This window comes from Serratia sp. KG1D (assembly GCF_037150675.1).
Classification (GTDB): domain Bacteria; phylum Pseudomonadota; class Gammaproteobacteria; order Enterobacterales; family Enterobacteriaceae; genus Serratia; species Serratia nematodiphila.
This window is the reverse complement of record NZ_JBAGIH010000001.1, coordinates 2,167,442-2,193,904: the sequence shown is the minus strand read 5'-3', so window position 1 is coordinate 2,193,904 and position 26,463 is coordinate 2,167,442. Positions and strand designations below refer to the sequence as shown.

The following is a 26,463-nucleotide window of genomic DNA, read 5'->3' as shown; positions in this document are numbered from 1 at the left end:
GTTAAACAATCAACTGCTGCAGCTGTTGACAGGCTTCATCATAGCCGCTGCGTTCAAAGATGCCCTGCTGCAGGTAGGCTTCCATCTGCGGGTACAGCGTCATCGCTTTGTCCAGCAATGGATCGCTGCCCGCCGCGTAGGCGCCGACGCTGATCAGATCGCGGTTGCGCTGATAGCTGGCCAGCATCTGTTTGAAGGTGCGAACCCGGCGATAATGCTCTTCGTCGATCAGCGACGTCATGGCGCGACTGATTGACGCTTCGATGTCGATAGCCGGGTAGTGGCCGGCCTCCGCCAGCCGCCGCGACAGCACCACGTGGCCATCAAGGATGGCGCGCGCCGAGTCGGCGATCGGGTCTTGCTGATCGTCCCCCTCGGTCAACACGGTGTAGAAAGCGGTGATGGAGCCGCCGCCGCTGATGCCGTTGCCCGCGCGTTCCACCAGCGCAGGCAGCTTGGCGAAGACCGAAGGCGGATAGCCTTTGGTCGCCGGCGGCTCGCCGATGGCCAGGGCGATCTCACGCTGCGCCATGGCGTAGCGGGTAAGGGAGTCCATGATCAGCAACACGTGCTGCCCGCGATCGCGGAAATCTTCGGCGATGCGGGTGGCGTAGGCCGCTCCCTGCATGCGCAGCAGCGGCGACACGTCCGCCGGCGCGGCGATCACTACCGAGCGCGCGCGGCCTTCGGCACCGAGAATGTTCTCGATAAAGTCTTTGACCTCGCGGCCGCGCTCGCCGATCAGGCCAACGACGATCACGTCCGCCTGGGTATAACGGGCCATCATGCCGAGCAACACGCTCTTACCGACGCCGGAGCCGGCGAACAGGCCCATGCGCTGGCCGCGCCCGACGGTCAGCAGGCCGTTGATGGTGCGCACCCCCACGTCCAGCACCTGCTCGATCGGCGTGCGCTGCAAGGGGTTGAACGGCGCGGTGATCAGCGGCGCGCGGTAACCGGTTTCCGGCGAAGGCAGGCCGTCGAGCGGTTTGGCGCTGCCGTCCAACACACGCCCCAGCAGGGCCGGGCCGAGCGGCAGCTGTTTGCCGGCGCTTTGGCCTTCCGGCGCGATGCGGGCGTAAACCCGCGCGCCCGGCACGATGCCTTCCACTTCTTCCAGCGGCATCAGGAACAGCCGCTGGCCGTTGAAGCCCACCACTTCGCTTTCCACTTCCTGCACTTCACCGGCGTCGTGCCGTTCGATGAGGCAGGTCGCCCCGAGCGGCAGCTGCAGGCCGGTGGCCTCCAGCACCAGCCCGGTGGCGCGGGTCAGGCGACCGTAGCGGCGCACCGTCGGCGCGCGGGCGATGCGTTTTTCCAGCGTATCCAGAGAACTCAGCCAGCGGCCGAGACGCGCGGTCATCAGACTTCTCCCGGTGCCGCCAGGCGGCACAGTTCATGCCAGCGCGTCGCCAGGCTGGCGTCGAGATCGCCTTCCTCGGCGCTGACCTTGCAGCCGCCCGGATGCAGTTCGCCGTCCGCCAGCAGGCGCCAGCCGTGCAGGCTGAGGGTAACCCCCAACTGCTGCTCGACGCGTGGGTAGTCGTCCGGGTGGACCCGCAGCTGCGGCTTGCCGTTGAACATCGGCTCCTGCTGAATCAGCTGTTGGATCTGCGCGAGCAGGGCGGTGCCGTCGCACACCGGCGGCTGGCCCAGCACCTGTTTGGCGGCGGTCAACGCCAACTGCATCAACCGTGACGCGATCACGCTGTCGAGCGCGTCCAGCGTGTGCTGGAATTCGGTAACCAACTGCTGCCAGTGGGCGGTCAGCGGCTGTTGCTGCTGCTGCGCTTCCAGCAGCCCTTGCTGACGGCCTTCTTCCAGACCGGACTGAAAACCGGCCTCATAGCCTTTCTGCTGGCCGTCAGCATAGCCCAGTTGCTGGCCCTGTTGCTCCGCCTGCAGGCGCAGCGTCGCCAGCTGCTGCTGCAATTCGGCCTGCGCGTCCGGCGACGGATCGTCAAGTTCGAGCTCCGGCAATGGCGGCAGGTCGAGAACCGGTTTCTGTTCGCCCAAATCGTTGAGCGACCAGGGCTGCCAGGGCAGGGTGTTAATGCGATCAGACATAGGTGTCCTCGCCGCCGCCGATGATCATTTCGCCGGTTTCCGCCAGGCGTCTTACCACCAGCAGGATGGCTTTCTGCTCGTTCTCCACCTGCGACATGCGCACCGGCCCACGGTTGGCCAGGTCGTCGCGCAGGATGTCGGCGGCGCGTTGCGACATGTTCTTGAGGAACTTCTCGCGCAGCGGCTGTTCGGCGCCTTTCAACGCGATCAGCAGCGACTCGCCTTCCACTTCCTGCAGCAGGCGTTGGATGCTGCGATCGTCGACTTCCACCAGGTTTTCGAACAGGAACATCTCGTCGATGATCTTCTGCGCCAGCTCGCCGTCGTATTCGCGCATCGCGTCGATGACCGCTTCTTCCTGCTGGGTTTTCATCAGGTTGATGATCTCGGCGGCGGTGCGCACCCCGCCCATTTTGCTGCGCTTGAGGTTCTGGCCGTCGAGCAGGTTGTTCAGCACTTCGGTCAGCTCCGCCAACGCCGCCGGCTGCACGCCGCCGAAGGTGGCGATACGCAGCATCACGTCGTTGCGCAGGCGTTCGTCGAACAGGGCCAGGATGTCTGCCGCCTGGCCGCGTTTGAGGTGCACCAGAATGGTGGCGATGATCTGCGGGTGTTCGTCGCGGATCAGATCGGCGGCGCTCTGCGGCTCCATAAAGTTGAGCGTTTCCATGCCGGTGGTGGTCTCGCGCGATTCGAGAATGTCTTCCAGCAGGCTGGCGGCGCGCTCTTCGCCCAGCGCCTTGACCAGCACCGAACGCAGATAGTCGCTGGCGTTGACGCTCAGCGCCGCGTATTGCTCGGCGTCGTCTTCAAACTCGGTCAGTATTTCGCCGAGCTGTTTGTGCGACACCTGGCTCATGCCTGCCATGGTGCCGCTCAGCAGCTGTACTTCGCGCGAGGAGAGGTGTTTGAACACCTCCGCCGCGCGATCTTCACCCAGCGTCATCAGCAAGATGGCGCTTTTGTCGGTTCCGGTCAGGCTCATATCTCGTTACTCATCCATTGGCGGATTACCAGAGCGACCACGCGCGGGTCTTTGTCAGCCAGATCGCGGATCCGCTGGCTCTGGACTTCTGCGCTGACGCGCTGCTGCGATTTGCGACGCTGCGCCAGCTCCTCGTTGCTCGGTTTGTTGCTGTCGGCCGCTTTGGCGGCAGGGGCGTTGGCGGCGGCGAGGGCGGCCTGTTGTGCGGCCTGGCGCTGTTGCAGCTGCGGCCGCACCAGTTTGCGCCACAGCAGCCAGGCCACCAGCAGCACCAGCAGATAGCGGCCCGCGTCGATCAGGCGATCGATAAACGACTGGCTTTGCCAGAACGGCAGTTCACCGCCGGTCACCTGGCTGTCGGTAAACGGTGTGTTGACCACGTTCAGGGTATCGCCGCGGCTGCTGGAGTAGCCCATCGCTTCACGCACCAGCGCTTCGATCTGCGCCAGCTGTTCTTTGCTCATCGGCTGCGGTTTGCCGTCTTTATCCGCGCCGAGGTAGTTGACCACCACGGCGACCGACAGACGCTGCACGGTGCCGGCTTTTTGCTGGGTATGACGGATGGTGCGATCGAGCTCGTAGTTGGTGGTCGCGTCGCGACGGGTATTTTGCGGCACGCCGCTGGCCGCCGCGCTGCGGGTGGTCGCGGCGTTTTGCGCGGTGGCGTTGGCGTTGTTGCCTGCCGCCGGCTTGGCGGTTTCAATCGGCGCCGTAGGCGGAGCGCTCGGTTGGTTGGACAGCGCGCCCGGCACGCCGCCGACCTGCGGCCCGCCGATCTGCTCGCTCAGGCTGGTTTGCTGGGAGCGGATAGCGGCTTTGTCCGGCTGCTGGTTCGGTTGGTACTGTTCATCGGTTTGTTCGCGCGTGGCGAAATCGATCTGCGCCGTGACCTGCGCACGCACGTTGGCGCTGCCGACCACCGGGGCGAGGATCGCTTCGATGCGGCGCTGGAAGCCGTTTTCCACTTCGTTGGCGTATTTCAGCTGCGAGGCGTTGAGATCGCGCCCGGTGCCGTCGGACTGGGTCAGCAGGCGGCCGGCCTGATCGACCACGGTCACGTTGCCCGGCGGCAGGCCGGCGACGCTGCTCGACACCATATAAACGATGGCGTTGATCTGGCCGTCGTCCAGCGCACGGCCGGGTTGCAGGGTGAGCGTTACCGAGGCGGAAGGGGATTTCTGTTCGCGCACGAACAGCGAAGGTTTAGGCAGCGCCAGGTGAACGCGGGCGTTTTGCACCGGCCCCAGCGATTCGATGGTGCGCGACAGCTCGCCCTCGAGGGCGCGCTGATAGTTAATCTGCTCGCTGAACTGGCTGATGCCGAATTTTTCCTGATCCAGCAGTTCGAATCCGACGGCGCCGCCTTTCGGCAGCCCTTGCTGCGCCAGACGCAGGCGGGTTTCATGCACCTTTTCCGCCGGGATCAGCAGCGCCGCGCCATTCTCGGCAAAGCGGTAAGGGATATTCATCTGCGTCAGCTGGGTGACGATGGCGCCGCCGTCGCGGTCGTTCAGATTGCTGTACAGCACGCGGTAGTCGGGGCTTTTCACCCACAACAGCAGCGCGACGACGATCGCGATCGCGGCGGAAGCGGCGACCAGCAACGGAATTTTCGGGTTGGCGCGCAGACGGTTCCAGATGGCCTGCAGGCCGTTGTCGCGGCTTTCGCCGGCGGTTATCGAAGCACTCATTTTAGGTCTCGTCCTTCAATGGCGCTCACGATCCCGTACGGGCCGCTGAGCAGCTCCCTGCCAGGCTGATGAACGGTATGGTTAGCGTTGTGTGACAAAACAGACTCCCTGATACACATATCTTCTAAATAGCGGCGCTCCCATTTCTGGGCAGGCCATTATTCGCCTTATCAGACAATTCCGATTGCCCGATAAGCCGGGTTTTTTGCAGTTAATTAACCGCTTTAGGTCCGAAAACGCTGTGCTAGGGTGTGCATCATTGGAGAAGTGCAGGGTGAAAACGTCACCCGGCGAGACGAGAGGATTGAGGACCAGATGGCGATTCAGGGCATTGAAGGGGTACTGCAGCAGATGCAGATCATGGCGGTTCAGGCCGGCAAGATGGGGCAGAATGCGGCGCCGCAGGGCGTCAGCTTCGCCAGCGAACTGACCGCGGCGCTCGGCAAGATCAGCGAGACCCAGCAAACGGCGCGCAAACAGGCGCAGGACTTCGAGCTGGGCGCGCCAGGCATCAGCCTGAACGATGTGATGGTCGATCTGCAGAAATCGTCGGTCTCTTTGCAACTGGGCGTGCAGGTGCGCAACAAGCTGGTGGCGGCCTACCAGGACATCATGAATATGCCGGTGTGATGAACGTGCCGACTATTTTTCAGTGAAATTTGGTTCGGCGCTGTTACCTTAGAGTGACGGCCAGTCCGACAATGTTGAAGCCGCAGCGCCAGCCGAGGAAAAAAAACCAGCTATCGAAATAGCTGGTTGAAGGTGCGATAAAACATTTATGTCATGTAGGAGCGTCGACACCCGCTCGAGGTGGCGTCAACGCGATTATCATATTTGTTATGTTATAACAAATCAATGCTGCCGTGCGTTTGCTTCAGCCCGCCAATTCTGCGATCTGCCGGTGGGCGTTCGCCAGCCCCTGATCGCGGCCGTGCGGTTTCATATCCAGCCCTTCGGCATAGATAAATTGTACGTCGCCGATCCCCATCAGCCCCAGCACCGAACGCAGGTAGGGCGTTACGGCATCGGTCGGATGCCCGGCGTGCATGCCGCCGCGTGAACTGAATACCAGCGCATTGACGCCTTCCACCAACCCCACCGGGTAGGTGGCGGTATAGTTGAAGGTCATCCGGGCGCGGGCTACCAGATCGAACCAGTTTTTCAGCTGGGTCGGGACGTTGAGGTTGTACATCGGCGCGCCGAGCAGCAGAAGATCGCTCTCTTTCAGTTCGGCAATCAGCCGGTCGGAGAGCGCCACCGCCGCTTTGGCGCGTGGGCTGATGTTTTCCGCGCCGCGCAGCGCACCGAACAGCTCGCCGTCCAATACCGGCAGATCCAACGCCGTCAGATCGTGTTCGACGATCCGATCTTCGTGTCCTTTCGCCTTACGCGCCGCCAGATAGCGGTCAATCAGGTTATTGGTCTGCGAGTCATTTCCCATAATGCTGGATTTGAGTACCAGTATTTTTTTCATGCTGTTGTCCTCTGACGGTCATCTGTGGTTTTCACCGGGGATTCGGAATGACAGCAGGTTATCATTGCTTGATGTTCACCAGTGGTGATAGGTTTTCACTAAATTGGTTCCAATTTGGAAACGTTAAGATGAAAAGCGATCTGAGTGCGCTGCCGGCCTTTGTTGCCGTAGCGGAAGGCGGCAGTTTCGCCGCCGCCGCAGAGAAACTGCATCTGACGCGCTCTGCGGTCAGCAAAATCGTGTCGCGTCTCGAGGCTCGGCTTGGCGTGATGTTGTTTATGCGCACCACGCGCAGCCTGAGCCTGACGGATGAAGGGGCGCTGTACTATGAGCACTGCCGGCAGGCGTTGGCAAACATTCAAACGGCGGAAAACCAGCTCGACAGCGGCAAGATGCAGGTCAGCGGCCGGCTCAGAGTCTCGGTGCCGGTGCTGTTCGGCCATTTGTGCATTGCGCCCGTGTTGACGGCGCTGGCGAATGAGCATCCCTTACTGACGCTGGAGATTTCATTCAGCGACCGCAGGATCGATCTCGTCGACGAGGGGTTCGATCTGGCGGTGCGCATTGGCGAGCTGGCGGACAGCGGCAGCCTGGTTGCCCGGCGCTTGGGCGAACACGGCATGCTGCTGTGCGCCTCGCCCGATTATCTGCAGCGCTGCGGTGAACCGAGAACGGTAGAGGCGTTAAGCCGACATCAGGCGGTGGGGTATCTGCACGCCGGCGCCGTGCTGCCCTGGCAGCTTCGCGGCGAAAATGGCGAGCTGCGGCCGTTCAGGCCACCGGCCAAGATGATGATGGATGACATGCAGGGGATCGTCGATGCGGTGTCCGCCGGCGCCGGTATTGCCTGGCTGCCGGAGTGGCTGGTGCGCGAACGCTTGATGGCGGGGACGTTGGTAGAGATCATGCGCGGTGAGTCCAGCCTCAGTTTCCCGGTGAACGTCGTGTGGCCCTATATGCCTTACCAGCCGCTTAAGGTGCGGCTGGCGGTAGACAAGCTGGTGGCGGAGCTGCCGGGAAAATTGGCGCTTGCGGCACCGTGGGTATCGCATCGCTAATGGCCGGTGCCACAACCGACTAATGTACCGAATAGAGGGCAGAAAATGGTGCTGTCAGGTTTATTGAATGCGCAGGTGACCGTTTATTATGACGTGATTAGTAGGGTTATTATTCGAGGCCGGTCAATGAGCACGAAAAGCGAATCCAGATGGCGTCTGATCAGTATTTTAATGTTGGCGCTGCTGGCGGTATTAATTGGCGTTCTGGTTAAACTGGACTGAAGTCTGACCAGACGATAAAAAGCCTGGCCGTTTTATTGTGCGGCCAGTAAACGCATCATCTCTTCTTCATTCAGTAAGGCTAACAGCCACAGCCCCAACAAAATTATTGCCAGAGAAAATAATCGCTTTTCATTACGCATCATTTAATTCGCTGTTCGGCGGATGGGCGTTGCTTAGCGTATCTCAGTGGTGTTACAACCGTTAGGGACTTGTGTTAAATAAAGCCATTTTGTTGCGCGTCTATTTATGTTTCTCCGGCGACCATCGCCTCAACGCCCTGAGAGCCGGGTTCCATAATCCTTTGATGGCCGCGAATGGCGGTAGGCGCGAAACCGAAGCGTTTGCGAAAACGTTCGGCGAAACGCGATGCGCTTTCATAACCCACATGTTGCGCGATGGCGGAGATCGGCCAGTCGGTCGACTGCAGCAGGGCCAGCGCGCTACTCATGCGCACGTCGATCATCAGATTGCGCAATGCGGTATTTTCCATCGACAGTTTGCGGCGCAACATCACTTCACTCATCGACAGGCTTTCCGCGACTTTGGCCGCCGTCCAAATGCTGTGCGGGTCGGTCGCCAGGCAGCGGCGCACGCGCTGCGTCAGATCCTTGGCTTCGTTGTGAATAAAGCGAATGCCGAATTGGGCCAGCCACAGCAGAATTTCCAGCATTTTATGCCGCACGATGATGGTGGGAAAGCGTTGCCGCAGCGTCAGCGCCAGGCCGGTGGTTTCAAAACTGTGCTTGAGGGCGCAGGGCAGGTTGCGCAGCGCCAGGACGGCATCGAACGGCATCGCCGCCGGCGTTTCCTCGGCCGGAGGTTGGATGGTGAGCAACAGGGGATCGCAGGTCAGCAACTGACAGCTGAATACGCCGTCTTCGGACGGGCCGTTAATAATGTCCACCGTTTGCCCGCCGTCGATAATCAACAGCTCGCCGGGATGAGCGACCACTTCGTGTTGTTGCCAGCGTACGCGCTTATGGCCTTGTTGTATCAGATACAGATGTGGTTGCTCAAAATAGACTGAAGGGAATAATAATTCAGTATGCTGAATGATGTGCGCTGAGGCGCCAATTCCAGGACAGAGATTAATTGTACGTTCCATCGATATTCATTTCGCAGCCATTATCTGAGAATATCTTTACGCTTTGATCAGCGTTGGAGCAACATTTTTCCATGGGCCGTGAAACACAGCGGCGTGTTTTATCTATCAAAAATCAATTTCCTGCTGAACAGAAAACGTCCGTGTCGGGATGATGTTTATCCATTAAAGTGAGAGCCAGGCTCGAAGCGCGCATTTTACCAATTACCCATAAACTGAATAATTCAAATGCCATAGATTAATATCCTAACGTAACCCGAGAGTAATAGCGCATAGTGCTATTTAATCCATTTTCGTCAGTATTGTCGATCTTATCGGACCTGTGGTTCCCCCAGCAACAGCGCACGATCATGAAACTGGCCGTAGGTATTGTTGACCACGTTCTGGCGCGTGGACTGTTCGATCAGCATCTTCAGCTCATCCATTCGCTGCTGTAACAGACGCTTGAGCTCGGTTTCGTTGTCGAGGATCTGTTGTAACTTATTGCGCAACATCTCCTGCAGCGCCATGGACGGGCCGGCTTGCCCGGTATAGGCGGCGGTTTTTTCCACCGCCGTCACGTAAGCGAATTCGAGCTCGACGAGCTCCTCCCAGCGCCCGGTTTGCGCCAGCGCGATCATCTGGCTGCTCAGGCTATAAATTTGTTGATAAGCGGCTAACAGCTGCTGTTGACGTTCCATTACACGGCGTCCTGCGAAGGTTGGTAGTTAGGGCCGATTTGGCGCCAGGCGTCGGCGATGTTTTCCAGCAGTTTAACCACTTCGGCGATCGCCGCTTCGTCGTTGTGCAGGTTGGCCTGCATCAGTCGACGCTTCATGTAGTCGTACAATGCCGCCAGGTTTTCGGCGATCTCGCCGCCCTGCTGAGGATCGAGGCCGCTTTTCAGGCCGTTGTCGATGATATTGATGGCTTTGGACAGCGCCATGCCTTTGCCGGCGATATCGCCCTGGTTCATCAGGATGCGTGCGCGAAGCAGGGCGCTGAGCGCCCCGTCGAACAACATCACGATTAACTGGTGCGGGCTGGCGCTCATGGCGCCGCTTTCCAGACTGACCTGTGCATAGGCCTGAGTGCCGCTACGGTTATACATGCTGTTTTCTTTACCTTGTTAAAGGGTTACTTGAACTGTTGAGCCAAATAGTTACTGGTGCCGTTCATTTTCGACATCATGGTATCCAGCTGAACGAACTGTTGTTTATAACGATCGATGGTGTTCTGAATGCTGGCGGTGACCGTCGTGATCTGGCTGTTCAGGCGATCGAGGTTGGTGTTGATGCTTTTGGTCGAGTTCTCGATGATGCCGCCGGATTTGATGTAGCTCTGGATCTCGTTGTGGATCTCGGTGGCCATGCCGGTATCTTTGCCGTTACCGACGAAGAAGTTGCTGACCTGATCCGGCTTCTCATCCATCGCTTTCTTCAGCTTGGCGCTGTCGATTTCCAGCTTGCCGGTTTTGGTGTTGGTGGAAATGCCGAGGTTGCCCAGGCCTTTTAACTCCGGGTTGTCCTGGGCAGCGCTCAGCGCGCTTTTGATCGACGACTGAATGCCGCGCAGGGTGTTGTCGCCCAGCAGCGGGCCGTTGGTTGGGTTTGGCGCTTCGCCGGTTTTCACCGGGGTGAACTTGGACAACGCGTTGAAGGTGTCCAGCAGCGAGTTATAGCTGTCGACCCACTCTTTGATCTTGTCGGTGGTGCCGGCGGTGTTGGTGCTGATCACCAGGTGTTGCGGTTCATCGGTTTTGGTTTTGGTTTTCAGATCGATGGTGACGCCTTGCAGGGCATCGCTGATCGAGTTGGTGCTGCGCTTGATAGCGGTGCCGTTCACCGTCAGCTCCGCATCCTGCGGCGCGACCGTCTGCTTCATGGCGGTGCCGGTGCCGCGGGTGGCGTTGTAGTTCAGGATATCGCCCAGTTGGTCGTCGTTATCGACCTGCAGAGAAATCTTGTTGTTTTCGCCGGTGGTGGAGGAGCTGACCGCTAACTGATAGTCGTTGTCGCCGACGCGCATGATGCTGGCGGTGACGCCGGCTTTGGCGCCGTTGATGGCGTCGCGCAGCTCAACCAGCGAGGTTTGATCGTCGCTCAGCGGGATTTTGGTTTCTTTCGGCGGGTTGCCGGCGGTGATGGTCAGGGAGCGGTCTGTCACGCCTTCAGCGCCTAACTTAGCGCCCTGGTCGCTGACTTTCGCCTGGGTGGTCAGGGTTTGCGCCTGCGCCAGTTTGTTCACTTCCACCACGTAGTTGCCCGGCACCGCCTTGGCGTTGGTGGTGATCTTGAAGGCGTCGTGTTCGGTGGCGGTGGTGGCCTTGAAGAAATCTTCTTTCGCCATCTCTTTGCTGAGATTGTCGAATTTTTCCAGCGCACCCTTCAGCGTGCCGTAACCGGTCAACTGGGCGTTGTAGCTGGATTGCTTGGTGGTGTAAGGGGTCAGGCGCTGTTGTTCCGCTTTGGTCAGCTTATCCAGCAGGCCATTGAGGTCGAGTCCTGAGCCGAGACCTAATGAACTGATCGTTGCCATGAGTAATTCTCCTTGATGATGACTTTATTCGCTTTACGCGTTATCGGCCCAGTGGTGAAAAAGTTTACCGAAAAAAACAAAAAACCGATGGCGCAATAGAGGAGGGAAAAACCGCGTTATTTCCGCCATTGCGGCGGACGCAAAAAAAATTAAAAAAATTCTAAAGGTTGTTAGGGGAGGGCCGATACCTGAGGGGACGGTGGTTGACGCCGTGGGCAAACAAGCCCGAACCTTTTAACCGTGTTGCGAAGAACGCAACTGACTCGTAAGGAAAGCAAACAATGGCACAAGTAATCAACACTAACAGCCTGTCTCTGATGGCGCAGAACAACCTGAACAAATCTCAGTCTTCTCTGGGCACTGCGATTGAGCGTCTGTCTTCCGGTCTGCGTATCAACAGCGCGAAAGACGATGCTGCGGGTCAGGCGATCTCCAACCGTTTCACCGCTAACATCAAAGGCCTGACTCAGGCTTCCCGCAACGCCAACGACGGTATCTCTCTGGCGCAGACCACTGAAGGCGCACTGAACGAAGTTAACGACAACCTGCAGAACATCCGTCGTCTGACCGTACAGGCGCAGAACGGTTCTAACTCCACCAGCGACCTGAAATCCATCCAGGACGAAATCACTCAGCGTCTGTCTGAAATCAACCGTATCTCCGAGCAGACTGACTTCAACGGCGTGAAAGTGCTGAGCAGCGATCAGAAACTGACCATCCAGGTTGGCGCTAACGACGGTGAAACCATCGATATCGACCTGAAAAAAATCGACGCTAAGCAACTGGGCCTGGATACCTTCAACGTGACCGACAAAGGTCCATCTGTTGGCGCAGCAGTAGCTAACGGCACCGTAATTAAAGCTGACAGCGGCACGGACGTTACTTATGACTCTGCTAAATCCACTCTGGCTGCTGGTAAAGAGCTGGTTGCCGGTAAAGATAAAGACGGTAACGCGGTTAACTACGTTCAGACCACTAAAGACGGTGTAAAAACCTACAAAGAAGCAAAAATCACTGATGCAGGCGTTGTAACCGAAGGCGCTGACGTGACTATCAAAAACCCACTGGATACCCTGGACAAAGCGCTGGCACAGGTTGACGGTCTGCGTTCTTCCCTGGGTGCGGTACAGAACCGTTTCGATTCTGTTATCAACAACCTGAACAGCACCGTGAACAACCTGGCTGCTTCTCAGTCTCGTATCCAGGATGCTGACTACGCGACCGAAGTGTCCAACATGAGCCGTGCCAACATCCTGCAACAGGCTGGCACCTCTGTTCTGGCACAGGCTAACCAGTCTACTCAGAACGTCCTGTCCCTGCTGCGTTAATCGTCTCTCCCGATTAACTGTCGCAAAGAAACCCCGCTTCGGCGGGGTTTTTTTATGCTCGCGCACCGCGCGGTTATTACATGGCGCAAATAAAGCCCGTTTTGTGCGACTGTTCAGCCGATTGGCATTCTGCCCCCTACGCATAATAGCGCTGACTCTCTTATCCGCAGGTTTAAGACATAGTGAGCGATCTGTATACCGCCGAAGGCGTGATGGACAAAAATTCTCTCTGGTTGCGCTACGTGCCGTTAGTGCGCCACGAGGCGTTGCGCCTGCAGGTCAGGCTGCCCGCCAGCGTGGAGCTTGACGACCTGTTGCAGGCCGGGGGAATCGGGCTATTAAACGCCGTTGAGCGTTATGACGCCCTACAGGGAACCGCCTTTACCACCTATGCGGTGCAGCGCATTCGCGGCGCGATGCTCGACGAGTTGCGCAGCCGCGACTGGGTGCCGCGCAGCGTGCGGCGCCACGCGCGCGAGGTCGCGCAGGTGATGCGGCAACTGGAACAGCGTTATGGCCGCCCGGCGAGCGAGACGGAAGTGGCGCAGACGCTGAACATCTCGCTGGATGAGTACCGTCAAATTCTGTTGGACACCAATAACAGCCAGCTTTTCTCCTACGACGAATGGCGCGAGGAGCATGGCGAGAACGCGGAACCGATGCTGGAAGGGCATGAAGAGGCCAACCCGCTGCATCACCTGTTGGAAGGCAGCCTGCGCCAGCGGGTGATCGACGCCATCGAGGCGTTGCCGGAGCGCGAAAAAATGGTGCTGACGCTGTATTACCAGGAAGAGTTGAATCTCAAAGAGATCGGCGCCGTGCTGGACGTGGGGGAATCCCGCGTCAGCCAACTGCACAGTCAGGCGATCAAACGGCTGCGCGCGCGGCTGGCGAACGATACCTGACGGCGGAGCGCCGCCCCCAACTCGATGACTCATGCGACAATCGGACTGCCCCTTATGCCAGGAATACTGTTGAAGAAACGGCCGCTTAGCCGTTACCTGAAAGATTACAAGCACAGCCAGACCCATTGCTCCCAGTGCGGCAAACTGTTGGACCGCATGGCGCTGGTGTTTCGCGGCAAGATAATCAATAAAGAAGCCATCGCGCGCATGGATCAGCCGATCGACGATGCGGTCTGGCAAAACGTGCAGCACGAGCTGACCGCGCTGTGCCGCTTTTGCAGCGAGATTTCCTGCAACAGCCACCCGAGTTATTTCGACATTATGGCGTTCAAGCAGTATCTGTTCGAACAGACCGAGATGAGTCACAGCACCATTCGCGAGTACGTGGTGCGGCTGCGCCGGCTGGATGAAATGCTGGTGGCGAGGAATTATCCGGCGGACAAATTCGCCAACAGCGCCAGTCATCAGCGCATCATCGACGATCTGCCTACCGCGGCGCACAACAACTACCGCATTGCGCTACGCAAGTACGATCAGTATCTCGCCTGGCAGCGCAGCTACTGAGACTTTCCCCGGCCGCTGGGCCGGGGTCTGCTGTTTCCCCCGTGATAAAGGATGATTATTCAGTTCACATCTGCTAAATCTATCGGTTATCAGATGTTGATATTCGATTCCCTGGGGGGAAGTAGTGAACCTGCAACAACAACTGGCGCAATTTCCGCGTCTGGATCTGGTTGGCGTCGCCACACCGCTGGAAAAACTGTCCCGTCTCTCCGATTACCTCGGCCGTGAAATTTACCTCAAACGTGACGATGTCACGCCTATGGCGATGGGCGGCAACAAGCTGAGAAAGCTTGAGTTTTTGGCCGCCGATGCGCTGCGGCAAGGTGCCGATACGCTGGTCACCGCCGGCGCTATTCAATCCAATCACGTGCGCCAGACGGCGGCGGTGGCGGCGAAACTGGGCCTGCACTGCGTCGCGTTGCTGGAAAACCCGATCGATACCCGTGCGGAAAACTACCTGACCAACGGCAACCGCCTGTTGCTCGGCCTGTTCAACGCCGAAGTGGTAATGTGCGAAGCGCTGCACGATCCGCAGCAGCAACTGGCGGAACTGGCGACGCGCCTCGAGGCGCAGGGCTTCCGGCCTTACGTGGTGCCGGTGGGCGGCTCCAACGCACTGGGCGCGCTGGGATACGTGCAGTGCGCATTGGAAATCGCCGAACAGAGCCAACGCAGCAACGTGGCGTTCAGCTCGGTGGTGGTGGCGTCCGGCAGCGCCGGCACGCATGCCGGGCTGGCGGTGGGGCTGCAGCAGCTGTTGCCGGAAACCGAGCTGATCGGCGTGACCGTCTCGCGCACCGTGATCGATCAGCTGCCGAAGGTTGAGCAGATCCAAAAGGCTCTGGCCTGTTCGCTGAATATCGACGAACTGGCGCCGATCGCGCTGTGGGATGATTACTTCGCGCCGCAGTACGGCATGCCGAACGAAGAGGGCATGGCGGCGGTGCAGCTGCTGGCGCAGCAAGAGGGGGTATTGCTGGATCCGGTATACACCGGCAAGGCGATGGCCGGTTTGATCGACGGCATCGCCCAGCGGCGCTTCCGCGACGAAGGTCCCATCCTGTTCGTTCACACCGGCGGTGCGCCGGCGCTGTTCGCCTACCATCCGCAGGTGTAAACACCGCTTGTTATTCCATTTTGAACTATATTTATAAGGTTATATTCCTTTATGCGGGCGGTCGCACTGTTAAAGTGCTGATATCAAAAAAGATAAATAACATACAGGGGTGTTTATGATGTTTGCGAAAGTTCGTCGTCAATGGTTGTTGGGCGTGGTGGGTATTGCGTTGGCCGCCGGTGTGACGACGCAAACCTACGCCGCCGATAACCTGCTGCAGCAGGTGAAACAGCGCGGCACGCTGATCGTCGGGCTGGAAGGTACTTATCCGCCGTTCAGTTTCCAGGGGGAAGACGGCAAATTGACCGGTTTCGAAGTGGATTTCGCCAACGCGCTGGCGCAACATCTGGGCGTGAAAGCCAAGCTGAACCCGACCAAATGGGACGGTATGCTGGCTTCGCTGGATTCGAAGCGCATCGACGTGGTCATCAATCAGGTGACGCTCTCCGATGAGCGCAAGAAGAAATATGATTTCTCCACCCCTTACACCGTTTCCGGTATTCAGGCGCTGGTGAAAAAAGGCAACGAAGGCACCATTACCAAGCCGGATGACCTGAAGGGCAAAAAGGTCGGCGTTGGCCTGGGCACCAACTATGAGCAATGGCTGCGCGAGAATGTGCAGGGCGTGGACGTGCGCACCTACGACGACGACCCGACCAAGTATCAGGATCTGCGCGTCGGCCGCATCAACGCCATTCTGGTGGATCGCCTGGCGGCGCTGGATCTGGTGAAGAAAACCGGCGATACGCTGGCGGTGGCCGGGCCAGCCTTCTCCCGCCAGGAGTCCGGCGTGGCGCTGCGCAAGAATAACCCAGAGCTGCTGGCCGCGATTGACCAGGCGATCGCCGAGATGCAAAAAGACGGCACGCTGGCGAAGATCTCCGAAAAATGGTTTGGCGCGGACGTAACTAAATAATGCACGAAAGTATTCAACTGGCGCTGGATTCAGCGCCATTTTTATTGAAGGGCGCCATACTAACGCTGCAGCTTAGCCTGGGCGGTATGGCGTTCGGCCTGTTGCTGGGGTTTCTGCTGGCGCTGATGCGCCTTTCGCCGCTTTGGCCGCTGTCATGGCTGTCGCGCATTTACGTATCGCTGTTCCGCGGTACGCCGCTGATCGCCCAGCTGTTTATGATCTATTACGGTCTGCCGCAGTTCGGCATCGAATTCGATCCTTTCCCGGCGGCGCTGATTGGCCTGTCGCTCAATACCGCCGCCTACACCTCAGAAACGCTGCGCGCGGCGATTTCGTCGATCGACAAAGGGCAGTGGGAAGCCGCCGCCAGTATCGGCATGACCCGTTGGCAAACCCTGCGCCGGGTGATCCTGCCGCAGGCGGCGCGCACCGCCTTGCCGCCGCTGGGCAACAGTTTTATCGGCCTGGTGAAGGACACCTCGCTGGCCGCTACCATTCAGGTGCCGGAACTGTTCCGCCAGGCGCAGCTCATCACCTCGCGCACGCTGGAAGTGTTCACCATGTACCTGGCGGCATCGCTGATTTACTGGGTGATGGCGACCCTGCTTTCCGCACTGCAAAACCGTCTGGAAGCCCACGTTAATCGCCAGGATCAGGAGTAACGCATGAGTGCCATTGAAGTTAAGCAATTGACCAAGCAGTTCAAAGGTCAGACGGTGCTGCATGGGATCGATCTGGCGGTGGACGCCGGTGAAGTGGTGGCGATCATCGGCCCGAGCGGCTCAGGGAAAACCACCTTGTTGCGCTGCATCAACCTGCTGGAGGAGCCGGATTCCGGCACTATTCGCGTCGGCGATATCCTGATCGACGGCAGCAAGCCGTTGAGTAAACAGAAAAATCAGGTCCGCGCGCTGCGCCAGCAGGTCGGTTTCGTGTTCCAGAACTTCAACCTGTTTCCGCATCGTTCGGTGCTCGAAAACATCATTGAAGGGCCGGTTATCGTTAAAGGCGAGGCGAAAGCCAGCGCCGAACAGCGCGCTCGCGCGTTGCTGGCGAAGGTGGGGCTGAGCGGCAAAGAGGCGGCTTATCCGCGTCGGCTGTCCGGCGGGCAGCAGCAGCGGGTGGCGATCGCGCGCGCGCTGGCGATGCAGCCGGAGGTGATTTTGTTCGATGAGCCGACGTCGGCGCTCGATCCCGAGCTGGTGGGAGAAGTGCTCAATACCATGCGTTCACTGGCGGAAGAGAAACGCACCATGGTGATCGTCACCCATGAAATGAGCTTCGCCCGCGACGTGGCCGATCGGGTTATCTTTATGGATCACGGCCGCATCGTCGAACAGGGCCCGGCCAAAGCGCTGTTCGCCAATCCGCAGCATCAGCGCACCCAGCAATTCCTCGACAAGTTTCGGAATCAATAAGGCGTCGGGGGTGTTTCCCCCGACTGCATTCACTCTGCTTTCAACAATTCATTGCGCGCGGCGGCGGCGAGAAATCCGCTGCGGCTGCCGTATCCCGGATGTTGCCGAACCAGAGAGTCAATGCGACTTAACAGGCGATGGGGCAACGTGATGTTAATCCGTTCGGCTCGGCCGTCAAATTTATCCATATTGATAGCGACCAATAGCCATTGTCCTCCCTCGAAGGATCCCGCATCTTTGGCAAGATGGGCTGCGACGGCATGCGGGCGCGGTAGCGGTTGATTGTCTTCGCTCAACAACTCAAAGTGCGCATCCAGTGCGCTTTGGGCATCGGCAAAAGCGTCGTCCAGGCTGGTGCCGGCGAAGTAGCAGCCAGGGACGTCGGGAAAGAAACCGCTGGCGCTGCCGTTTGATTCTGTATGGATATAAGCGGGATAAAACATGGTCTCTCCTGTTAACGCGTGGCGATGTGAAGCGCACTTAACCCCGCGTCTTTAAGTATCTGCCGCAGCGTGCCCAGCTTGAGAGCTTTCTTTGGATGCGGCACGGTGATGATCAGCGCAAAATCGGGATGTTTGAATTGATGGTGGCTGCCTTTTACCCGCCGCAATACCCAACCGTGGCTTTCCAGCAGCGCAATCAGTTCTGAACTCTTCACGATGTTATTGTCCTTAATCTACACACCATACACACTCTCAGGCAAGAAGATTAATACGCTAACGGCTGACCGGGCTGCGGACAATAAAAAACCCTGCACAAGTGCAGGGTTTGCGTAGCGGTTAGCAAATCAGGCGGCAATGTATTGCCGCCTTGAGGATGCGTTAACCGATGGTCATCAGGCTGGCGTTACCGCCGGCGGCGGCGGTGTTGACGCTCAGCGAACGTTCGATCAGCAGGCGTTCCAACAGGATGTTGGTTTCACCGTGAGCGAAGCCCTGCACCGAGACGATGGCGCCGCCGCGCTGCGCGATCTGCTCGCACAGGGTGCGCAGCTGGTCGGCATCGCCGTGGTAGATGGCGGCGTCGAACTCGACCTTGTCCTGCTGCCAGTCTTTGCTGAAGGCGATGCGCGCCTGCACATCGTTCGGCAAGCGGCGGAACAGATTGCGCTGCAGTTCCGCTTCCGGCCACAGCGCACAGCTGCCAACCGCCAGCACGGCGGCCAGCTGGATCAGCGCGTCGGCTTCGTTATCCGCCAGGCACAGCACGCGTTCACGCGGCAGCAGGGCATAGGTATTGCGTTCGCCGGTCGGGCCCGGCAGCGGACGTACGGTGCCGCCCTGGCCCAGTTCCGCATAGCGCTGCGCCAATGCCGCCAGTTCGCCGTGCTGGCTGGTGACCGCCCATTTCTCCAGCGATTGCAGCGCACCCAACAGCTGCGGCCGCGCGGTGGCTTCCATCGGGCGCTCTTCGTCCTGGCGGTGCAGCGTACGTTGCAGCGCGTCGTCCGGACGGTTGGCCAGCAGACGGTACAGGTACAGCGGGCCGCCGGCTTTCGGGCCGGTGCCCGACAGGCCTTCGCCGCCGAACGGCTGCACGCCAACCACTGCGCCGACCATGTTGCGGTTGACGTACAGGTTGCCGACCTTGGCGCGTTCGGTCACCCGAGCGATGGTTTCATCAATGCGGGTGTGGATGCCCAGCGTCAGGCCATAACCGGCGGCGTTGATCTGATCGACCAGCGCGTCCAGATTGTTGCGCTGGAAGCGAACCACATGCAGCACCGGGCCGAAGATCTCTTTTTGCAGCTCGTCAAAGCTGTCGAGTTCGATCAACGTCGGCTTGATGAAGGTGCCGCGCGCCCACTCTTTCTCATCCTGTGCGCTGCCTTTGGCGGCCTGGTACACCTTGCGGCCTTTGGCGCGCATCGCCTGGATGTGGCGCTCGATGCCGGTTTTGGCTTCGGCGTCGATCACCGGGCCCACGTCGGTAGACAGGCGCTCCGGGTTGCCCATGCGGCATTCGGCCATCGCGCCGCGCAGCATTTGCAGCGTGTGCTCGGCCACGTCTTCCTGAATGCACAGGATACGCAGCGCGGAGCAGCGCTGGCCGGCGCTGTCGAAGGCGGAGGCCACCACGTCGGTCACCACCTGCTCGGTCAGAGCGGAAGAGTCGACGATCATGGCGTTCAGGCCGCCGGTTTCGGCGATCAGCGGCGTCGGCCGACCTTGCGGATCGAGACGACCGGCGATGCTGCGCTGCAGAATGCCGGCGACGTCAGTGGAGCCGGTGAACATCACGCCGCGGACGCGGGCGTCGTTGACCAGCGTCGAACCGACGGTTTCACCCTGGCCCGGCAGCAGCTGCAGCACGCCTTGCGGAATGCCGGCTTCCAGCAGGATACGCACCGCCTGCGCGGCTACCAGCGGCGTTTGCTCGGCCGGTTTGGCCAGCACGCTGTTGCCCGCCGCCAGCGCGGCGGCGATTTGGCCGGTGAAGATCGCCAGCGGGAAGTTCCACGGGCTGATGCAGACCACCGGGCCCAGCGGGCGGTGGCTGTCGTTGGCGAAGTCGTCGCGCACCTGGCCGGCGTAGTAGTGCAGGAAGTCGACCGCTTCACGCACTTCGGCGATGGCGTTGTTGAAGGTTTTACCCGCTTCACGCACCAGAATGCCCAGCAGGCTTTGCAGCTGGCTTTCCATCAGTTCGGCGGCGCGTTCGAGGATCGCGGCGCGTTCCGTCGGCGGCGTAGCGAACCAAATTGGGCCGGCGGCCGCGGCGGCGTCGAGCGCGCGGCTGACTTCGCCTTCGGTGGCTTCACGCACGTAGCCGACCACATCGCCCGGCTCGGCCGGATTGATCACCGGCTGCTCCACGCCCTGATCCAATTCGGCGTCGATGATAGGTTCCGCGCGCCACGGATGGCTGGCGCTGGTGAGCAGGGCGCTGGAGAGCGAGGCCAGACGCTGTTCGTTGGACAGATCCAGACCGCTGGAGTTAACGCGTTTCTCGCCGTACAGCTCGCGCGGCAGCGGGATGCGCGGATGCGGCAGGCCAATCTGGCCTTCGCTGGCCGCCAGGGCTTCCACGGCGCTGACCGGATCGGCCACCAGCTCGTCGAGCGGCAGGGTGGCGTCGGCGATACGGTTGACGAACGAGGTGTTGGCGCCGTTTTCCAGCAGGCGGCGCACCAGGTAAGCCAGCAGGGTTTCATGGGTGCCGACCGGCGCGTAGATGCGGCAAGGGCGGTTCAGTTTGCCGTCGGCCACTTTACCCACCACCTGCTCGTACAGCGGCTCACCCATGCCGTGCAGGCACTGGAATTCATACTGGCCAGGGTAGTAGTTGTTGCCGGCCAGGTGATAGATGGCGCTCAAGGTATGGGCGTTGTGGGTCGCGAACTGCGGATAGATCAGGTTCGGCACCGACAGCAGCTTGCGGGCGCAGGCCAGGTAGGAAACGTCGGTGTACACCTTGCGGGTGTAGACTGGGTAGCCTTCCAGGCCGTCCATCTGGGCGCGTTTGATTTCGCTGTCCCAGTAGGCGCCCTTCACCAGACGGATCATCAGGCGGCGGCGGCTGCGTTGCGCCATGTCGATCACCGCGTCGATGGCGAACGGACAGCGTTTCTGATAGGCCTGGATCACGAAGCCGATGCCGTTCCAGCCGGCCAACTGCGGCTCGAAGCACAGCTTCTCCAGCAGATCGAGCGAGATTTCCAGGCGGTCGGCCTCTTCGGCGTCGATATTGATGCCGATATCATACTGGCGCGCCTGCAGGGTCAGCGACAGCAGGCGTGGATAAAGCTCTTCCATCACGCGCTCGTACTGCGCGCGGCTGTAGCGCGGGTGCAGGGCGGACAGCTTGATAGAGATGCCGGGGCCTTCATAGATGCCGCGGCCGTTGGAGGCTTTGCCGATGGCGTGGATCGCCTGCTGATAGGAAACCAGGTAGGCCTGGGCGTCGGCTTCAGTCAGGGCGGCTTCGCCCAGCATATCGTAGGAATAGCGGAAGCCTTTTTCTTCCAGCTTGCGCGCGTTGGCCAGCGCTTCGGCGATGGTTTCGCCGGTCACGAACTGTTCGCCCATCAGGCGCATCGCCATGTCCACGCCTTTGCGGATCAGCGGTTCGCCGCTCTTGCTGATAATGCGGTTCAGCGATCGGGACAGATTGGCTTCGTTATGCGTGGACACCAGCTTGCCGGTAAACAGCAGGCCCCAGGTCGCGGCGTTGACGAACAGCGACGGGCTGCGCCCCAGGTGCGAATGCCAGTTGCCGTTGCTGATCTTGTCGCGGATCAGGGCGTCGCGGGTCGGTTTGTCCGGAATGCGCAGCAGCGCTTCCGCCAGGCACATCAGCGCCACACCTTCCTGCGAGGAGAGGGAGAACTCTTGCAGCAGGCCTTGCACCATGCCGGCGCGGCCGTTTGCACTTTTTTGGTTACGCAGCTTCTCGGCGATGCCGTAGGCCATTTTGTGAGTGGCCTGCGCAAGATCGGCGGGTAATCGCGCCTGTTCGAGCAACATCGGCACCGCTTCGGTCTCCGGGCGGCGATAGGCGGCGGTGATGGCGGCGCGGGTCACCGACTGCGGCAGAATTTGTTCGGCGAAATCGAGGAATGGCTGGTGTGACTCTTCCTGCGCTTGCGGCATAATGTCGTCCGCTTCAGGCTGGCCCGCTGCGGCCAGCGCTGGAATTTCAGGGATATCGGTACCGCTCTCGAGACGCTCGAGGTAATTAAAGATGGCCTGCTTGATGAGCCAGTGCGGCGTGCGATCGATGCGCTGCGCGGCGCTCTTGATCCGGTCGCGTGTTGCCTCGTCGAGTTTCACGCCCATTGTGGTAGTGCCCATGCCTGTCCAACTCCTGTGTTTAGAACCTATCCCATCAGGCTAGACAAACAGCAGGCCGGAAAGCCTGTTGGGATAGGTTCGTGAGATGTGTGGGTTAAGAATGCAGACAATATCCTGCATGTTGCAACTTTGTGCAACCTTGTTAAATCAGGCTGATGAGCGAAGTGTGAGTTTCATCGATTTTTTAACACGGGCAGTTGGCATGAATGTTGCGTTATTGAGCGAATGCGGCGGGGTTTATTACGCCGCAGGCGCTTTACCCTGCGCTATATAAGGGTAATCGCAAGGTGCAACTCATTTTACTTGTCGTGAGTGCAACCTTTGAGCCCGGTAAATGTGACGTAGGGTAAACTTTGTGTAACTTTGTTGTTAAATATCTTGTTGGTTGATGAAAGGCTCATCTAGGATAACCGACGGTCAACAATTACGGGCAGAAACTATTTTACCTGCACTCGCTCGCAGGCTGCGCCACGTTCCGGCGCGGCGGCCAGTGAAATGCATTGCGCGTGGGTTTACCGGCGCCGGCTTGGCCGGAGCGAAACGCGAATAATAATGAAAGTGGAGAATTAAATGACAATGAGCACACCTATGCTGGTGACCTTCCTGGTGTACATTTTCGGGATGGTGCTGATCGGCCTGCTTGCCTACCGGGCAACCAATAACTTTGATGACTATATTCTCGGCGGCCGCAGTCTGGGCAGCGTGGTGACCGCGCTGTCCGCCGGCGCTTCCGACATGAGCGGCTGGTTGCTGATGGGCCTGCCGGGCGCCATCTTCCTCTCCGGCATCTCTGAAAGCTGGATCGCCATCGGCCTGACCATCGGCGCTTACCTGAACTGGAAGCTGGTGGCAGGAAGGCTGCGCGTGCATACCGAAGCCAACAATAACGCCCTGACGCTGCCGGACTATTTCACCAGCCGTTTTGAAGACAACAGCAAGCTGCTGCGGGTGATCTCGGCCATCGTCATTCTGGTGTTCTTCACCATTTACTGCGCCTCCGGCATCGTGGCCGGCGCGCGCCTGTTCGAAAGCACCTTCGGCATGAGCTACGAAACCGCCCTGTGGGCCGGCGCTGCGGCGACCATCCTGTATACCTTTATCGGCGGTTTCCTGGCGGTGAGCTGGACCGACACCGTACAGGCCAGCCTGATGATTTTCGCGCTGATCCTGACGCCGGTGATCGTGATCTTCGCCGTCGGCGGCATCGATACCTCGATGCTGGTGATCCAGGCGAAGAATCCGGCCAACCTCGACATGCTGAAGGGGCTGAACTTCGTCGCCATCCTGTCGCTGCTGGGTTGGGGCCTGGGCTATTTTGGCCAGCCGCACATCCTGGCGCGTTTCATGGCGGCGGATTCTCACCGCACCATCCGCAGCGCGCGCCGCATCAGCATGACCTGGATGATCCTGTGCCTGGCCGGAACCATCGCCGTCGGTTTCTTCGGTATCGCTTACTTCGCTAATAACCCGGATCAGGCCGGTAATGTGTCGCAGAACGGCGAACGCGTGTTCATCGAACTGGCGATGTTGCTGTTCAACCCATGGGTGGCGGGCGTGCTGCTGTCGGCGATTCTGGCGGCGGTCATGAGCACCCTGAGCTGCCAACTGCTGGTATGCTCCAGCGCGATCACCGAAGACCTGTACAAGGCGTTCCTGCGCAAGGGCGCCAGCCAGCGTGAGCTGGTGTGGGTCGGCCGCGTGATGGTGCTGGTAGTGGCGTTGATCGCCATCGCCTTGGCGGCCAACCCGGAGAACCGCGTGCTGGGCCTGGTGAGTTATGCCTGGGCCGGTTTCGGTGCCGCCTTCGGCCCGGTTGTGCTGATTTCGGTAATGTGGTCGCGCATGACCCGCAACGGCGCGCTGGCCGGCATGCTGGTCGGTGCGGTGACGGTGATCGTCTGGAAACAGTACGAATGGCTGGGCCTGTACGAAATCATCCCTGGCTTCATCCTGGGTTGCCTGGCCATCGTGGTGGTGAGCCTGATGGGCCGCCAGCCATCCTCAACCATGACCGAACGTTTCGATCAGGCGGAAGCCGAATACAAAACGGTATAACGCCGTTTGATGTCAGTCGGCAAGGGGCGCGCAGAGCGCCCCTTCTTTTTGCCTGTTTGCCCGTCATTCGGCTGTAACACCTGGCGACATTTGATTAGAAAAAATCACGCTTGTGCCTCTTGTATTTCTTTTTGCCAGAATGATAATCACTCTCGTTGTATTTTACGTTTCTTTACATACTCGCCGCGGCTCATTTCGAGCCGGTTTTCTCTGCCGCCGCGGTCTTTTCAGGGGTGATTAGTTATGTTCGTTCCCTTTCTTATCATGTTCCGTGAGGGGCTGGAGGCCGCGCTGATCGTCAGCCTGATCGCCAGCTACCTGAAGCGCACGCAGCGCAGCCAATGGCTGGGCGCGGTGTGGATCGGCGTGATTGTCGCCGCGGCGCTGTGTCTGGCGCTCGGCATCTTCATCAATGAGACCACCGGCGAGTTCCCGCAGAAACAGCAAGAGCTGTTCGAAGGCATCGTGGCGGCGGTGGCGGTGCTGATCCTCACCTATATGGTGTTCTGGATGCGTAAGGTGTCCAAATCGGTCAAGGTGCATCTGGAAGGGGCTATCGATCAGGCGCTCAGCGCCGGTAAAGGGCAGGGGTGGGCGCTGGTGGCGATGGTGTTCTTCGCCGTGGCGCGCGAAGGGCTGGAGTCGGTGTTCTTCCTGCTGGCGGCGTTCCAGCAAGACGTGGGCGCCGCGGCGCCGATCGGCGCGGTGCTCGGCCTGGTGGCCGCCATCGTGCTGGGCATGATGATTTACTGGGGCGGGGTGAAGCTGCACCTGGCCAAATTCTTCAAATGGACCAGCCTGTTCATTCTGTTCGTCGCCGCCGGCCTGGCCGCCGGGGCGATCCGCGCCTTCCACGAAGCCGGTCTGTGGAACCACTTCCAGGACATCGCCTTCGATTTCAGCAACACCCTGTCGACCCATTCGCTGTTCGGCACCCTGCTGGAAGGCATTCTCGGTTACCAGGAAGCGCCGACGGTCAGCGAAGTGGCGGTCTACTTCCTGTATCTGATCCCGGCGCTGATTTTCTTTTTCCTGCCGCAGCGCGCGGAGCCGGCAGCGGCCCCGGCGCAACGTAAAATCAATCATTAATGTTTAATAGGGAATCTCGTATGTCTACTCCGTTATTTCGCCGCAAGGCGTTGCACGCAGCATTACTGGCTATCCCGGCGTTTGCGCTGAGCATCGACGCCTTGGCGGCGGACGTGCCGCAGGTCAAGGTTACGGTTAACGACAAGCAGTGCGAACCGATGCAACTGACGGTCCCGGCCGGCAAGACGCAGTTTGTGGTGCACAACACCAGCCAGAAAAACGTCGAATGGGAAATCCTGAAAGGGGTGATGGTGGTGGAAGAGCGCGAGAACATCGCCCCGGGCTTTACCCAGAAAATGACCGCCACGCTGGAAGCGGGCGAATATGACATGACCTGCGGGTTGCTGAGCAATCCGAAAGGCAAACTGACTGTCACCGCAGCGGCCAACGGCGCCACCGACGGCAAGCCGAACGCGCTGGACCTGGTCGGCCCGATCGCCGAATACAAGGTTTACGTCACCAAAGAAGTCGATGGGTTGGTGAAACAGACCAAGCTGTTTACCGACGCGGTGAAGGCCGGCAACGTGGAGCAGGCGCGCAAGCTGTATGCGCCGACCCGCCAGCACTATGAGCGCATTGAGCCGATCGCCGAGCTGTTCTCCGATCTGGACGGCAGCATCGACGCCCGTGAAGACGACTACGAGAAGAAAGCGGCGGACCCGAACTTCACCGGCTTCCACCGTCTGGAGAAGGCGCTGTTTGCCGACAACTCCACCAAAGACATGGGCCAATATGCCGATCGTCTGTATCACGACACCGTTGAGCTGCAAAAACGCGTGAGTGAACTGACCTTCCCGCCGAGCAAGGTGGTGGGCGGCGCAGCCGGACTGATCGAAGAGGTGGCGGCCAGCAAGATCAGCGGTGAAGAAGACCGTTACAGCCGCACCGATTTGTGGGACTTCCAGGCCAACGTCGACGGCGCGCAAAAGATAGTCAATCTGCTGCGCCCGCTGCTGGTTAAGGCCAATAAGCCGCTGCTGGACAAAATCGACGCCAACTTCAAAACCGTGGACACCATTTTGGCGAAGTACCAAACCAAAGAGGGTTATGAGTCCTATGAGAAGCTGACCGATGCCGATCGCAATGCGTTGAAAGGGCCGATCACCACGCTGGCGGAAGATCTTTCCCAGCTGCGCGGCGTATTGGGTCTGGACTGAGGCAT

At 59.6% G+C, this 26,463-nt stretch carries 24 protein-coding genes; 12 read left to right on the top strand and 12 right to left on the bottom strand.

Annotated features, from left to right (window positions below):
- Position 1: 1 nt before the first annotated feature.
- The 4 genes from fliI to fliF are packed head-to-tail and all read right to left on the bottom strand — an operon-like array spanning position 2 to position 4,743.
- A complete protein-coding gene (fliI, locus tag WFM45_RS10655; protein ID WP_004934781.1) occupies positions 2 to 1,363 on the bottom strand; it encodes a flagellar protein export ATPase FliI in 1,362 nt (453 codons plus the stop codon).
- On the bottom strand, positions 1,363 to 2,067 hold the full coding sequence (gene fliH / locus WFM45_RS10650; protein ID WP_033632759.1) for a flagellar assembly protein FliH: 705 nt from the start codon (positions 2,065 to 2,067) through the stop codon (positions 1,363 to 1,365). The genes fliI and fliH overlap by 1 nt, the downstream gene beginning before the upstream one ends.
- The gene (fliG, locus tag WFM45_RS10645) at positions 2,060 to 3,052 is read right to left on the bottom strand and encodes a flagellar motor switch protein FliG (protein WP_004934775.1); all 993 of its coding nucleotides are present in this window, start codon (positions 3,050 to 3,052) and stop codon (positions 2,060 to 2,062) included. Before fliG ends, fliH begins: the two co-directional genes overlap by 8 nt.
- Positions 3,049 to 4,743, bottom strand: coding sequence for a flagellar basal-body MS-ring/collar protein FliF (gene fliF, locus WFM45_RS10640; RefSeq protein WP_099981716.1), 1,695 nt, complete (start codon positions 4,741 to 4,743; stop codon positions 3,049 to 3,051). The genes fliG and fliF overlap by 4 nt, the downstream gene beginning before the upstream one ends.
- A 315-nt stretch (positions 4,744 to 5,058) precedes the next feature.
- Here fliF and fliE point away from each other — a divergent pair, with 315 nt between their 5' ends.
- Positions 5,059 to 5,373, top strand: coding sequence for a flagellar hook-basal body complex protein FliE (fliE, locus tag WFM45_RS10635; protein WP_048323983.1), 315 nt, complete (start codon positions 5,059 to 5,061; stop codon positions 5,371 to 5,373).
- 244 nt (positions 5,374 to 5,617) lie between these two features.
- On the opposite strand, the gene WFM45_RS10630 is transcribed toward fliE, so the two are convergent.
- The gene (locus tag WFM45_RS10630; RefSeq protein WP_085336690.1) at positions 5,618 to 6,217 is read right to left on the bottom strand and encodes an FMN-dependent NADH-azoreductase; all 600 of its coding nucleotides are present in this window, start codon (positions 6,215 to 6,217) and stop codon (positions 5,618 to 5,620) included.
- Positions 6,218 to 6,345: 128 nt separating this feature from the next.
- Here WFM45_RS10630 and WFM45_RS10625 point away from each other — a divergent pair, with 128 nt between their 5' ends.
- Complete coding sequence (locus WFM45_RS10625) at positions 6,346 to 7,275, top strand: LysR family transcriptional regulator (RefSeq protein ID WP_085058726.1); 930 nt, start codon at positions 6,346 to 6,348, stop codon at positions 7,273 to 7,275.
- A 466-nt stretch (positions 7,276 to 7,741) separates the two neighbouring features.
- On the opposite strand, the gene WFM45_RS10620 is transcribed toward WFM45_RS10625, so the two are convergent.
- From WFM45_RS10620 to fliD, 4 genes are all read right to left on the bottom strand, one after another.
- Positions 7,742 to 8,602 (bottom strand): helix-turn-helix transcriptional regulator, encoded by an 861-nt coding sequence (locus WFM45_RS10620; RefSeq protein WP_336955476.1) that lies wholly within the window; start codon positions 8,600 to 8,602, stop codon positions 7,742 to 7,744.
- 308 nt (positions 8,603 to 8,910) lie between these two features.
- Entirely contained in the window at positions 8,911 to 9,279 is a 369-nt protein-coding gene (gene fliT, locus WFM45_RS10615) for a flagella biosynthesis regulatory protein FliT (protein WP_033632765.1), read from the bottom strand.
- The gene (fliS, locus tag WFM45_RS10610) at positions 9,279 to 9,689 is read right to left on the bottom strand and encodes a flagellar export chaperone FliS (RefSeq protein WP_004934758.1); all 411 of its coding nucleotides are present in this window, start codon (positions 9,687 to 9,689) and stop codon (positions 9,279 to 9,281) included. Before fliS ends, fliT begins: the two co-directional genes overlap by 1 nt.
- 26 nt (positions 9,690 to 9,715) lie before the next feature.
- Complete coding sequence (gene fliD, locus WFM45_RS10605) at positions 9,716 to 11,116, bottom strand: flagellar filament capping protein FliD (RefSeq protein ID WP_015378237.1); 1,401 nt, start codon at positions 11,114 to 11,116, stop codon at positions 9,716 to 9,718.
- Between the two features lie 281 nt (positions 11,117 to 11,397).
- Between fliD and WFM45_RS10600 the strand changes: the two genes are divergently transcribed.
- The 7 genes from WFM45_RS10600 (at position 11,398) to tcyN (ending at position 17,364) form a co-directional block, all read left to right on the top strand.
- Positions 11,398 to 12,444: a flagellin N-terminal helical domain-containing protein gene (locus WFM45_RS10600; RefSeq protein ID WP_336955472.1), complete on the top strand. Its 1,047-nt coding sequence runs from the start codon at positions 11,398 to 11,400 to the stop codon at positions 12,442 to 12,444.
- A gap of 182 nt (positions 12,445 to 12,626) precedes the next feature.
- The gene (locus WFM45_RS10595; protein WP_004934752.1) at positions 12,627 to 13,349 is read left to right on the top strand and encodes an RNA polymerase sigma factor FliA; all 723 of its coding nucleotides are present in this window, start codon (positions 12,627 to 12,629) and stop codon (positions 13,347 to 13,349) included.
- A gap of 54 nt (positions 13,350 to 13,403) precedes the next feature.
- Complete coding sequence (gene fliZ, locus WFM45_RS10590) at positions 13,404 to 13,913, top strand: flagella biosynthesis regulatory protein FliZ (protein WP_004934751.1); 510 nt, start codon at positions 13,404 to 13,406, stop codon at positions 13,911 to 13,913.
- A 124-nt stretch (positions 13,914 to 14,037) separates the two neighbouring features.
- Entirely contained in the window at positions 14,038 to 15,030 is a 993-nt protein-coding gene (locus WFM45_RS10585; RefSeq protein ID WP_004934750.1) for a D-cysteine desulfhydrase, read from the top strand.
- Positions 15,031 to 15,145: 115 nt separating this feature from the next.
- Positions 15,146 to 15,946, top strand: a complete 801-nt coding sequence (gene tcyJ, locus WFM45_RS10580; protein ID WP_015378234.1) for a cystine ABC transporter substrate-binding protein — start codon at positions 15,146 to 15,148, stop codon at positions 15,944 to 15,946.
- Positions 15,946 to 16,608, top strand: coding sequence for a cystine ABC transporter permease (gene tcyL / locus WFM45_RS10575; protein WP_015378233.1), 663 nt, complete (start codon positions 15,946 to 15,948; stop codon positions 16,606 to 16,608). Before tcyJ ends, tcyL begins: the two co-directional genes overlap by 1 nt.
- A 3-nt stretch (positions 16,609 to 16,611) precedes the next feature.
- Positions 16,612 to 17,364, top strand: coding sequence for an L-cystine ABC transporter ATP-binding protein TcyN (gene tcyN / locus WFM45_RS10570; protein ID WP_015378232.1), 753 nt, complete (start codon positions 16,612 to 16,614; stop codon positions 17,362 to 17,364).
- 29 nt (positions 17,365 to 17,393) lie between these two features.
- Here tcyN and WFM45_RS10565 read toward each other — a convergent pair whose 3' ends face one another.
- The 3 genes from WFM45_RS10565 to putA form a co-directional block, all read right to left on the bottom strand.
- On the bottom strand, positions 17,394 to 17,807 hold the full coding sequence (locus WFM45_RS10565; protein WP_015378231.1) for a type II toxin-antitoxin system HicB family antitoxin: 414 nt from the start codon (positions 17,805 to 17,807) through the stop codon (positions 17,394 to 17,396).
- An 11-nt stretch (positions 17,808 to 17,818) separates the two neighbouring features.
- The gene (locus tag WFM45_RS10560; RefSeq protein ID WP_072010101.1) at positions 17,819 to 18,022 is read right to left on the bottom strand and encodes a type II toxin-antitoxin system HicA family toxin; all 204 of its coding nucleotides are present in this window, start codon (positions 18,020 to 18,022) and stop codon (positions 17,819 to 17,821) included.
- Between the two features lie 163 nt (positions 18,023 to 18,185).
- Positions 18,186 to 22,157, bottom strand: coding sequence for a trifunctional transcriptional regulator/proline dehydrogenase/L-glutamate gamma-semialdehyde dehydrogenase (gene putA, locus WFM45_RS10555; protein ID WP_033632771.1), 3,972 nt, complete (start codon positions 22,155 to 22,157; stop codon positions 18,186 to 18,188).
- 570 nt (positions 22,158 to 22,727) lie between these two features.
- Here putA and putP point away from each other — a divergent pair.
- From putP to efeO, 3 genes are all read left to right on the top strand, one after another.
- On the top strand, positions 22,728 to 24,212 hold the full coding sequence (gene putP / locus WFM45_RS10550; RefSeq protein WP_015378228.1) for a sodium/proline symporter PutP: 1,485 nt from the start codon (positions 22,728 to 22,730) through the stop codon (positions 24,210 to 24,212).
- A 243-nt stretch (positions 24,213 to 24,455) separates the two neighbouring features.
- Positions 24,456 to 25,301, top strand: coding sequence for an iron uptake transporter permease EfeU (efeU, locus tag WFM45_RS10545; RefSeq protein WP_004934730.1), 846 nt, complete (start codon positions 24,456 to 24,458; stop codon positions 25,299 to 25,301).
- A 20-nt stretch (positions 25,302 to 25,321) separates the two neighbouring features.
- Positions 25,322 to 26,458: an iron uptake system protein EfeO gene (gene efeO, locus WFM45_RS10540; protein ID WP_004934728.1), complete on the top strand. Its 1,137-nt coding sequence runs from the start codon at positions 25,322 to 25,324 to the stop codon at positions 26,456 to 26,458.
- Positions 26,459 to 26,463 lie beyond the last annotated feature (5 nt).